The sequence below is a fragment of the Devosia sp. genome (assembly GCF_017307565.1).
In the GTDB taxonomy this organism is placed as follows: Bacteria; Pseudomonadota; Alphaproteobacteria; order Rhizobiales; family Devosiaceae; genus Devosia.
In genome coordinates, this window is sequence record NZ_JAFKHD010000439.1 from 1 (window position 1) to 11,644 (window position 11,644).

9 protein-coding genes are annotated in these 11,644 nt (G+C 61.8%); all 9 read right to left on the reverse strand.

Annotation, left to right across the window (positions count from 1 at the left end; all coding sequences use genetic code 11):
• The coding region (locus J0I64_RS19145) for an acyltransferase (protein ID WP_291411239.1) at positions 1-1,491 on the reverse strand (1,491 nt) is incomplete at its 3' end.
• Positions 1,491-2,501, reverse strand: coding sequence for a hydroxyacid dehydrogenase (locus J0I64_RS19150; protein WP_291411241.1), 1,011 nt, complete (start codon positions 2,499-2,501; stop codon positions 1,491-1,493). The genes J0I64_RS19145 and J0I64_RS19150, both read right to left, overlap by 1 nt.
• Positions 2,498-4,369 carry a DUF2264 domain-containing protein gene (locus J0I64_RS19155; RefSeq protein WP_291411242.1) on the reverse strand — a complete coding sequence of 624 codons (1,872 nt, stop codon included), beginning with the start codon at positions 4,367-4,369 and terminating at the stop codon, positions 2,498-2,500. Before J0I64_RS19155 ends, J0I64_RS19150 begins: the two co-directional genes overlap by 4 nt.
• A 1-nt stretch (position 4,370) precedes the next feature.
• Positions 4,371-5,405, reverse strand: a complete 1,035-nt coding sequence (locus J0I64_RS19160) for an oligopeptide/dipeptide ABC transporter ATP-binding protein (RefSeq protein ID WP_291411245.1) — start codon at positions 5,403-5,405, stop codon at positions 4,371-4,373.
• A complete protein-coding gene (locus J0I64_RS19165) occupies positions 5,402-6,418 on the reverse strand; it encodes an ABC transporter ATP-binding protein (protein WP_291411248.1) in 1,017 nt (338 codons plus the stop codon). The genes J0I64_RS19160 and J0I64_RS19165 overlap by 4 nt, the downstream gene beginning before the upstream one ends.
• Positions 6,419-6,443: 25 nt before the next feature.
• Positions 6,444-7,580, reverse strand: a complete 1,137-nt coding sequence (locus J0I64_RS19170) for an ABC transporter permease (RefSeq protein WP_291411250.1) — start codon at positions 7,578-7,580, stop codon at positions 6,444-6,446.
• A gap of 1 nt (position 7,581) precedes the next feature.
• Entirely contained in the window at positions 7,582-8,574 is a 993-nt protein-coding gene (locus J0I64_RS19175; RefSeq protein WP_291411252.1) for an ABC transporter permease, read from the reverse strand.
• Positions 8,575-8,791: 217 nt separating this feature from the next.
• Positions 8,792-10,699, reverse strand: a complete 1,908-nt coding sequence (locus J0I64_RS19180; RefSeq protein ID WP_291411254.1) for an ABC transporter substrate-binding protein — start codon at positions 10,697-10,699, stop codon at positions 8,792-8,794.
• A gap of 684 nt (positions 10,700-11,383) precedes the next feature.
• Positions 11,384-11,644, reverse strand: a 261-nt coding sequence (locus tag J0I64_RS19185; protein ID WP_291411256.1) for a substrate-binding domain-containing protein, incomplete at its 5' end; no start/stop codon positions are given.

Genomic DNA, 11,644 nt, shown 5'->3' on the forward strand with positions numbered 1-11,644 from the left:
GGCAAAGCCCTTCCCGTCGATCCAGCGCTCCCCGGCCCGCGTAATAACGGAGCGCGCAATCTGCTCCGCCTCCGCCCGTCGATGGTCGGTCTGTTGCAGACATAGCAGCAGCGGGTGAATGGTATCGAGCAGGTTACAGGCCGTGTAAGTCCGCCCCGAAAACCCGCCATAGTTGCGATGGTTGAGCAGCACGGAGTCGATCGCCGCCTCCGGCCTTGGCACGGCGATGCCGAACTGGGCATAGGTGCCGCGGGTCAGCCGGTAGAAGCCATTGACCGGTTGCAGCAATCCCTCCACAGTCGTCTGCGAGCCCCACAGGCCCGATCCGCGATCCTGCCGCATCGCCAGCCAGCCAAACAGCGTCTCGCGCGACGTGCCGGTCGTAAAATACCGCGCATTGAAATAGAGCGCCGTGCCGATGGCGTCCACCGCCGCACCCGCGCCCCAGGCCCGCTCGCGCCAGGGCAGGCTTTCGAGCCACAGCCGCAATTCCGTCGCCGGAATTTCCACCGCCTCGACCCGATGCAGCGGCTGCCCGCCGAGCACCTCGATCGCGTATCCTGTCGAGAGCACATTGTAGAGCGCCAGCCCATCATCGCGCTGCGCCGTACCCGGCTTCGGTGGCTGGAACGGATCAGGGAACAGCCCGGTTACGGGGTCCTGCACCGCCTGCAAACGTGCCAGCGTCCCCGGCACATCAAGCCCCGGCGGCAGCTGATCGAACGCAGTTGCAATCTCGATGGCATCGCAAAGGTGCCGATTGCTCCGCCGCGCCTCGCCATCATGCTCGCGCGACACATACGCCTCGCCGTCAAAATTCTCGGCCAGCACATCGCGCCACTGTTTGGCGGCCCGGTCCCCCAGCGCCTCAAGCTGTTTTCGCGCGTCGTCCCTGCGCCCACGCCCACGGAAGCGGAGCACCTTCGCCGGCACGCCGCCGACGATGGCCATATCAGGCACATCCTTGCTGACCACGGCGCCGGCCGCGATCACCGCCCCACGCCCAATGGTGACGCCATCGACGATAACAGCATTGGCTCCGACCCAGACGTCGTCCTCTATGGTGATCCCAATGCTCTCGTGCTTCTGCATGTAGATCGGCACATCGGGATCGTCATAGCCGTGATTGAACCCAACCAGCGAAGCATGGCTCGCAATCCGCACCCCGTCGCCGCAACGCACTTTCCCCGAGATCATCGCATAGGGATTGACCGTACAATGTGCACCGAACTCGACATCGCCGCGCACCAGCGCATACCCGCCGATCCAGCTCTGCTCGCCGAGCACCAGGTGCGAGGTAAAGATCGCTGCATCAGCCGCCACATAGGCGCTGGGCGCAAAACGCGCTCCCGCCCGCAAAGCCAGCTCCGCCTGCCGCGCCCGATGCTCCGCGCTTTCGATATCCTCTGGCTTTCGGTCCCAGGTGAGAAATTGCAGACGGTCGCTCCACCAGCCTGCATCTTCACCCGGCGCCGGACCAATGCTGTTCATCACGCCAGCCTTTCAAGCAGTTCCGGTTGCACTTCATAAAGCATGGGCCTGCCCTCGATGAAGCGCTCGATCTCCTCCACCGCCATCAAGCCCAGCCGCAACCGTTCGGTGCCGACTGCCCCCGCCACATGCGGCGTCAGGAAAACGTTGGGCAGGGTAAAAAGCGGCGAGTCAGCAGGCGGAATTTCGGGATCGGTCACGTCGATGACACCAAATATCCGCCCTGTCTGCAACTCCGCCACCAACGCGGCCTCGTCGATAAGCGCTCCGCGCGCCGTATTGATGAAGGTGGCGCTATCTTTCATCAGCTTCAGTTGCCGTGCCCCGATCATGCCCCGCGTCGAGGCCAGCGACGGCGCGTGAATGGAAACCACATCCGAACGCGCCATCAGGGTGTCGAGTTCGACCAGTTCCACCCCTGCCAGATCAGGATCGCCCGGTTGCACGAAGGGGTCGTAGAGCAGCACGGAAAAGTCGAAATTCCGCAAAAGCTCGATAACCCGCCGGCCGATGCGTGACGCACCAACAATGCCCACAGTGCGCCGGTAATTGCCGATATCCAGATCGCCCAGCGCATAGCTGGAGGTCCGGCTTGGATCTTCCCGATAGAGATCGCGGAAGGAGAAGATGCGCTTGGCCGAAAACAGTACCGCCGCCAGTGTAAATTCCGACACCGGCACGGCATTGGCCTCGGCCGAATGCGTCACCCTGATCCCGGCCACATAGGCCGCCGGGTCGACGGTAAACTTCACCGTTCCCGCCGCATGGGCGATCAACCGCAGGTTCGGGGCTGCACGCAAAACCTCGGGCGTAACCATCGGGCAGCCCCAACCGGTGACGAGAATTTCGGTCTCTGCCAGCAGTCGCCGGGCCTCGGGGTCGACAAAGTTTTCAACCGGCTCGCGCTGCAGCAATTCGCAGCTTTGTCCGAGACGGTCGATTGTCGCGGCGTCGAAGACGTGCCGCGTCTTGTCCGCCGCCATGGCAAAGAGAACTTTAGGGGGCATCAATTCCGCTCCGGCACCAATATCGCAGACACATCAACGCCTTCGCGGGCAAAAAGCGCCTCCAGTGCAGCAAGGTCCGGTGCATGCGGCGGCGCGACGAGCGCGGCTTCCGCCTCCGGGCCCGCCGGCAGCGCCATGGCAGCTGTCATCAGCACGGTCGTTCCCACGGGGATGTCCCCAAGCAGTTGCGGCACGATGGACTTTGAAGCGATCAGGTTGGTGTTGGGCAGTGCCCGGAAGGCTCTGCCCTGCCGGTGGCCAGCAAGATCGAGGATGGCGCTGACGTCGGTTTCGCTCTTGGCGACGCCTCGCCCGGGCTCATCGATATAGGTGTCGGCATTGAGGTCGGCCCGCGAGATCGCGAAGCCTCCCTCGGTCGTGTGCAGGGCGCGGGGCGTGGTGATGCGATGCACGCGCACATGCCAGTGATGGGCAGGCACCAGCCATGTCTCGACGGTTACATCGGCCCATGGCTTCCAGCGCGCAAAGAGCACGTTTTCGGCAATCTGCGCGACTTCGTTGCCTTCGCGCACGCGGTAGTGCAGCCCATCGTCGGTAAAGGCAAGCATGCCGTCGAACGCGCCGCTGTCATAGTCCCGATCGTCGGCCTCGACCGAGAAGCCATAGCGCGACGAATAGACAAATTTGCTATATTTCTCAGCGCCCTGGCGCATATGCCAGGTCTTGCGGCCAAACCGGACCTGCTGTCCGCTCGACAAGGCGACAACATTGCCCTGGCTGTGTTGCATCACCATGCCCGGGTGTTTTAGCGGCACTGGCTTGGCGTGGAAGTCGGCCTCCACCTCCTCCGCGGTCCAGAACGGATGGTCCGCCGGCAGCGCCAGTGGCAGGAAGGCTTTCAGCGCCCAATAGGGTGAACCCGCCGAATTGTAGCTCTCGGACATGAAGAGGTTGGGATAGCCGTAGCCGATGGAAAGCACCCCGTCGCGATCGGCGATCGGCAGCTTGCTCCACCAGCGCAGGTGCCTGAGGAAATGTCCCTTGATGACCCCCCAGGGCAGCGCCTCGACGCCGGCAAAGGCAAGTGCCCCCCAGAAGCCGCCGCAGGCGAAACGATAGGTGAGGCTCCGCCCGAAAGCGAGCGTGCCGCCGTCCTCGTCGAACCAATGCTGGATATCCTCCGCGAAAAGCCGCGCCCGCTCCTTGTAGTTGGCCACCCGTTCTTCGTCGCCCCGAGCAAGCTTGGCGTAGATGAGGCCGTAAAAATGCATGGCAAAGGGAATGTAGTGGTCCAGGCGCCGCACATCGCCGTCGCGATACCACCCGTCCCCGAGATAGAAGCCCTCGAGCTCCTTGAGATACGCGTCGGTATAAGAGCGGTCGAACTCAACTCCGCACTGCTCAAGCCCGAGGTCGACCAGGATGCGGAAGAACTTCCAGTTATTGTCCGCATAGTCGAATTTTCGCGCATGCTTGAGATAGGCGGCGAGATTGTCCTTGGCCTTCTGCGGCAGCGGGTCCCATACGAGATGGGGCAGCATTTTCAGGGTGAAGCCGATGGCCGCCAATTCCACCTGCCGCTGGTCCTGGCCCTTGAGCGTGCCCCAATATTCGGGGTGTTCGGGGTCGGTGCCGTTGGCAAGGCCCTGACGGTAGAGTTCCCAATGGTCGAAGTCGCCACCGCCCGCAGCCAGGGGGGTCAGGCCCCACAGCGGTCGGGCAAACCCCTCAAGGTCGGCCGCAGCCCGGTCGAAATGCGCGCCGGCACCATCAAGCCGCACGCGAGCGCCGCCCTCGGAAAAATACGGTAGCAGCGGCGCAAAGAGATCGCGAAGCCCCTTTTCGACGTCGTCGCGGGTTTTGAGCGGATTGCCAAAAAGTGGATTGGCGGTGGCCGGATCATACGTCATTTCACGCAATAACCTTTTGCGGCGCGGCTTCATAAGCGCCCTTGAGATTGAGTTTTTCGGCAAAGTGGCACGCAGCCGACTGAGCGGTGCCGTTGATGGGACGCAGCTCGGGCTTCTGCTCGCGGCAGCGGTCCTCGGCATATTTGCAGCGTGTGTGGAACGGGCATCCTTTAGGCCGGTTGCCCAGATAGGGGATTTCCCCCGTGAGCTCCTTGCTCCGCCCCTTGCGCCGGCTCGGATCGGCAATGGGCAGGGCTTCGAGCAGCATTTCCGTGTAGGGATGGCGCGGCCGTTCAAACAGCAGCTCGGTGGGCGAGGTCTCGACCACATGGCCGAGATACATAACCACCACCCGGTCGGCGATGTAGTTCACGACACCAAGATCGTGGCTGATGAAAATATAGGTAAGCCCGAACTCTTCCTTGAGATCATCGAGCAGGTTCAAAACCTGCGCCTGGATCGAGACGTCGAGCGCCGATACCGCTTCGTCCGCAATCACCAGTTTAGGATCGAGCACCAGCGCCCGGGCGATACCGATGCGCTGCCGCTGACCGCCCGAAAACGCGTGCGGATAGCGCCCGATGGCGTCGGCCGGAATGCCCACCTTGGCCAGCGTCGATACAACCCGGTCTTCAAGTTCACGCCCCTTGCAGATCTTGTGAACCCGCAGCGGCTCGGCAACGATATCGAAGACGCGCATGTTCGGGTTGAGCGAACTCATCGGATCCTGGAAGATCATTCGGATATCGCGCCGCCAGGGTTTGATGGCTCGCTTGTCGAGCGAAGTCAGCTCGACCTTCTGGCCCCCCTCCTGGTGGTAGAAGACCTTACCCTCAGTCACCGGCTGCGCCTTGATGATGCAGCGCCCGAGCGTAGTCTTGCCGCAACCGCTCTCGCCCACGATGGCAAGGGTCTCCCCCGCCTCCACCGTCAGGTTGATATCGTTGAGCGCCACGAGGTCCCGGCTCTGTTTGAAGAGCCCGCCTCCGAGGGTATAGACCTTTGAGAGATTTTCGACAGAAAGCAGCGTCGTCATGCGAGCGCCTCCTCTTTAACGTGAGTGAGGAGATGGCAGCGAGCCATATGGCCTTCGCTGACCTGCGTGCGCTCCGGCCGCGTCCCGGCACAGGGCCCAAAGGCATGCGGGCAACGGCTGGTGAAGGAGCAACCAGCCGGACGATCCTTGGGCGACGGCACCGTGCCCTTGATCGGCTGAAGCCGCACGCGATCCGCCTTGCGCTGCAACTGCGGCACCGAACTCATGAGCGCCTGCGTATAGGGGTGCTTGGGGGCCTTGAAGACCTCGAACACGTCCCCCTGCTCCACCACGTCCCCGAGATACATGACCGCGATATCGTCGGCGATTTCGGCCACGACCCCGAGGTCATGGGTGATGAACAGCATGGCCATACCAAAGTCTTCCTGCAGCTGCCGCAGCAGGTCGAGGATTTGCGCCTGCGTCGTCACGTCCAGAGCCGTCGTCGGCTCATCGGCAATGAGCAATTTGGGCGTACAAGCCAGCGCCATGGCGATCATGGCGCGCTGTCTGAGCCCACCCGAAAGCTCGAACGGATAGGCATTGGCCCGATCCCGCGCCCCCGGCACACCCACCTGGTCGAGCAGTGCAATGGTTCGCTCCCGCGCCTGCTTCGGCGTCAGTCGCTCATGCAGCATGGTGATCTCGTCGATCTGGTTGCCGATCGTATGGACCGGCGACAGCGAGCTCATCGGCTCCTGAAAAATCATCGAAATCTGTGCACCGCGAATGGAGCGCATGGCCGTGCTGTCGGGCTTGAGCCGGGCAATATCAACCTGCCCGTCGCGCCCGTCATAGACGATCTCGCCGGTCCGAATATCGGCATTCTTGTCGAGAAGCCTCAGCACGGCTCGCGCCGTCACTGACTTGCCACAACCGCTTTCGCCCACGAGGGCCAGCGTCTTGCCCGGCGTCAGCGTCAAGTCCACCTGCCGCACCGCCTCGATATCTGGCTCATCGGGCGAAGTGAACACGATCGACATGTCATTGATGGAAAGGAGGGGCTTGGTCATGCCAGGCACTCCTGAAGTTGGAAAATTATCGGCCATGAGGATCAGCGGCGTCACGAAGGCCGTCCCCGAAGAAGTTGAGCGCAAGGATGACGATCACCACGCAGACGCCCGGCGTCAGCAGCCACGGCGCCGTCGCCAGCGTGCGGATATTCTGCGCCTCCTGGAGCAGCGTGCCCCAGCTCACGATTGGCGGTTGCAGCCCGAGGCCAAGGAAGGACAGTGCCGTTTCCGCCAGGATCATGCCGGGAATGGCCAGTGTCGCCGCCGCAATGATGTGGCTGGTAAAACTTGGCACCATATGCCGGGTCACGATGCGCCAGTCGCTGGCGCCATCGAGCTGCGCCGCCGTCACGAAATCTTCCGTCCGCAGCGACAGGAAGCGCCCGCGCACCACTCGCGCCAATTCGGTCCAGCCGATAAGCGAGAGAATGAGGGTGATGGCAAAGTAGGTTTGGAGCGCACTCCAATCCTTTGGCAGCGCCGCAGCGAGCCCAAGCCACAACGGAATGGTTGGCATGGAGCGGATGAACTCGACAACACGCATCACGGCGCTATCGAACCAGCCGCCATAGTAACCGGCAAAGCCGCCGATCACGATGCCAAAGAACAGGCTCAGCGTCACGCCGGCGAGACCGATGGACAGCGAGATGCGCGTTCCGTGAATGAGACGGCTCAGGAGATCCCGGCCCAACCGGTCAGCGCCCAGCACGTAGAAGGGATCGCGTGGGTCCTCGACGCCCATGAATTTTACGGACATGGGAATGAACCCAGCCAGGAGGTAGGGCTTGGACGGAGCAAAAAACTGCACCGGAATGATCACTTCCGGGTCGATCACGAAACTGCGGCGCATGGCCTTGGGATCGACCTCGGTCTTGTAGCCGTTCACATGCGGCTGGAACGCCCATCCGCCACCTTCCGTGGCCACGATGAAGTGCAGCCCTTGCGGCGGCGCATAAGTGTAGCGCGCGCTATAGGCGGACGGGTCAGTCGGTGCCAGAAACTCGGCAATCGCGGCCACGAGATAGAAGAAGACCACGATCCACAGGCTGATCACAGCCAGTTGGTGGCGCTTGAAGCGCCGCCACATCAGCGCCAGTTGGGATTCACGCTTGAGCTTGGCCGGCGCGACATCGACGCCCGGAGCAACCGTATCGAGAGCCATATCACTTACTCCCATAGCGAATTCGGGGGTCGATCCAGGCCAGAAGCAGGTCCGAGATCAGGGTGCCGATGACAGTGAGCACACCGAGCAGCATGATGATTGCGCCGGCCAGATACATGTCCTGGCTGGTCAGCGAACGCAGCAGCAGCGGACCGGCGGTCGGCAGCTTAAGCACCACGGAAACAATGACCGAGCTCGAGACCAGCGCCGGCAATAGCCAGCCAATGGTCGACACCAGCGGATTGAGCGCCACGCGAACGGGATACTTGAGAATGACCTTCCATTCCGGCAGGCCCTTGGCGCGGGCAGTGGTCACATAGGGTTTCTTCAGTTCATCGAGCAGGTTGGCGCGCAGAATACGGATCAGTTCCGCGGTACCTGCTGTCGCCAGCACCAGGATCGGCGCCCAGGCATGAGCCAGGAAATCCCACAACCGGGGCAGGCTCCACCGTGCAGTTTCGAACTCGGATGAGAAGAGCCCGCCGATCGTCGTGCCGAACCAGACGAAGCTGAGATACATCAGCAGCAGCGCCAGCAGGAAATTGGGGATGGCGAGGCCGATAAAACCCGCAATGGTCGCGAGATAGTCGCCCAGCGAATACTTCTTCACCGCTACATAGATGCCGATGGGCAAGGCGATGAACCACATGACGATGACCGCCAGGCCCTCGACGAGGATGGAGTTGCCGAGACGCCCCCAGATCAGGTCGGTCACAGGCGCCTTCCACTCGAAGCTCTGGCCAAAGTCGCCGCGGGTCACGATGCCCGAGAACCACTTCCAGTACTGAATGAGATAGGGTTCGCCAAAACCATATTGCCGGCGCAGCGCTTCGATCACCGCAGGATCCACGAGGTCGCCGCTGGCGCTCAGGCTCGCCAGATAAGTGGTGAGATAGTCGCCCGGTGGCAGCTGGATAATGGCGAAAGCCACAAAGCTGACGGCCCAGAGCGTAAGAACCATGGCGATGAGACGCCGAAAGACGAAACGCAACATTGGCGTCTCCTGACATAAAGGCAAGCAATCCCAGTAGACCTCATCCTGAGCCTGTCGAAGGACGGGGTCGTGGCACATCAACCTCCACTCGCTCGACCTCGCGCTTCGACAAGCTCAGCGTGAGGTCTTGGTGTGGCCGGCTTGAAAGTGACGCCGAAGCGCCGCTTTTCAGCGCCCTCGCGGCCCTAGGGACGGGTCGCGAGGGGCCGGGAGGGACCTATTCCTTGGCAAAGTACCACTGGAACGGGTCATAGGGTGCCGGGGTCGGGAACAGATATGCGTGCAGCATCTTCGGTGCGATGTTCCGCAGATTGTTCTTGGCAATGTAGTAGCCATTGCCAGGCAGGCTGACGCCAACCACCGGGAAGTTCTCCTTGGAGATGGCAAGGATCTGCTTCATCAGGTCGCTCCGGGCTTCCGGGCTACCTTCGCTGCGCAGCTTGTTGAGCAGTTCCATCTGCTCCTTGGCCCAGGCAGCAGGCTCTTCGGCGATTTCCGGACGCGAGCCCTGGAACCACTGTGCCCAGCGGTAGGCCCACACGGATTCATCGTTGGCCGGCAGGTAGTAGCGCGGCTCCTGGATGACATCGAGACCACCGTCGCCCTGCCAGATCTGGGCGTCATAGTCGCCAGCCGGACGCTTGTCGTAGTAGAGCGTGCGGTCGATGTTATTGAGTTCCACGTCGATACCACCGGCCTCGAGCTGAAGCTGTAGCAGTTCCATCATGTCGACCCATTCCGAACGGAACGAGGAGATCATGTCGATGGTGATCTTGAGCGGCGTGCCGTCGGCAAAGGTATAGTAGTCGCCGTTCTTGACGAGCCCTGCTGCCTCGAACGCGGCTGCGGCAGCGTCGGCATCAAACTCGGTATATTGCTTGGCCATTTCCTCGTCGTAGAACGGGGATTCCGGACGCGGCGCAGCCTGGTAGGGTTCGCCCTGGCCGGTGAAGACCACGTCGATGATTTCCTGCCGGTCGATCAGATGGCTGACACCGATGCGGAAGTCCTTGTTCTGGAACAGCTCGCGGCGCTTCTCGTCCACATGGTTCATGTTGAACTGCAGCATGAGCGTGTTCATCGTCGAGGGGACGTTTTCGCCCAGGCGATAGTCGCCCGCTTCCTGGCCGTCATAGAACAGCGGCTGATTGGCGACGGTAGCGATATGGCGATCCTGGAAGTCGATCTGACCATTGAGCGCCATCAGCGTGATTTCTTCGAGCGAATCCGACACGCGCATTTCGAGCCGGTCGATATAGGGGAGCTGGTTCCCTTCGGTGTCGACCTTCCAATAGTATGGGTTGCGCACGAAAGTGGTGCGGGTCGCGTTCCCGGTGAGCGGTTCCTCGATCATCCAGGCGTTCATGAACGGCAGGTCGGGATTGGCGAAGCGAATGGTTTCCGTCGCCCACGAGCAGCGGTTGCCCATCCAGAGTTCCCAGGTCTCGAACCCGGCAGCCTTGGCTTCGGTGGCGGCATTCGGATTGTACTTGGGATAGAACTGGCTGCAGTAGTCCTTGCTCAGCGATACCAGGGTCAGGCCGTTGATGCTGGCCAGTTCGTCCATGATCACGCCATTGGGGTGCTCAAAGACGAGGCTGAAGGAAGTGTCGTCGATGACCTCGACCTTCACCTTGTTGTTCGGGTTCTTGATGAAGGTGCCGGCGCCGTAGGTCGGCTCGCTCATCAGTTCCACGGCAAAGGCGATGTCGGCGGAGGTAAAGGGCGTGCCGTTGTTCCACTTCAGCCCGTCGCGCAGCTTGAACGTGAAAGTGCGGGAATCCGCGCTCACTTCCCAGCTTTCCGCCAGGTTCGGAATAATCTGCTTCCATTCGCGGTCATAGCGAACGAGCCCGTCATAGGCGACCGTGCGGCCGATCCAGGCGTTGTCGAGACCACCGCGCAGCGCGCTGCGCCAGGTGCCGCCATAGGTGCCGACGCTTTCGACCGGCGTGACCACCAGCGGATTGGCCGGCAGACGCTCGGCGACCGGCGGCAGTTCACCGCTGGCAACCGCCGCGTCCAGTACGGGCGATTGTTGCTGCGCCCACGCCGGTCCGGCCGCGGTCATCATGGCCACAACGGCCACGGCGCCGGTCAGACGAAGCGAAAAGTTCTTTCTCATATAAAGTCCTCCCATTTCCGGGTTCTGCCCCGGCAATCACATTCGGCAAGCTGCATCCTCCGCAGCCCGCCCTCGGTAGACCCCACCCCAAAAGGGCGGCACTCCCCGCCCTGCGAGCGGCGAGATGACGACGGCAAGATTTCACGCTCCGGCTGTGAGAGGCCGAGTGGCGCCAGCTTGTCCGTCAGTCGATTTCTGGGGCGCGACGACGCAGCGAACAGCCGGGCTTTCGAGTGCTGTCTTGAGCACCCTCCGTACCGGTTCCATGTTCCACTGCTGCAGAGTCACCAATTCCCCTCCCAGGTTGTGCTCGATGCCAACAGTCTGCGAACCGCAGCTGCCTTATTTGTCACCGAACACATGCAACGCTATGCACAATCTTGCGCAAATTCAAGTAATTTGCGTTTTTCATGCAAATTACGCAATTTTGCGACAATTGCACAATGGAAAGAGCCGGATAGCCGGCGCAAAACAGCGCAGAGCGGCCTGTTTTTCAACATTGTGGATGAAAAAGTTTCGTTCCGGCGCGCCGTCAAAGCACTCGCAGGAGGGGCAGTACGCCCAACACTTCGAGCGCACCACGCCCCAAAGGGACTGGGTGGGAGACTATTTCAAATACCGGACGAGATCTCTCGATCTGACGCCTGCGCGCCAGGAAGTCCATCGATGGGTGGCCTTCCGGCATCACTCAAACGGATGCACCGTTTCGCCTTCAACCAGCGTCAGCCCGATCTCCAGGTGCTGCACCGCCTGTTCGCCATCCATCTGTTGTGAAAGCAGGCGCACCACGCCCCGGCCTATCGCCTCGCGGTCCACCCGCACCGTGCTTAGCCGTGGGCTCGCCAGGCCGGCTATGGGCAGATCGTCAAATCCCATCAGCGAGAAATTCTTCGGCATGGGAGAGTCCTGTCCCAAGAGGGCATCGACCATCGACATCGCCACGCT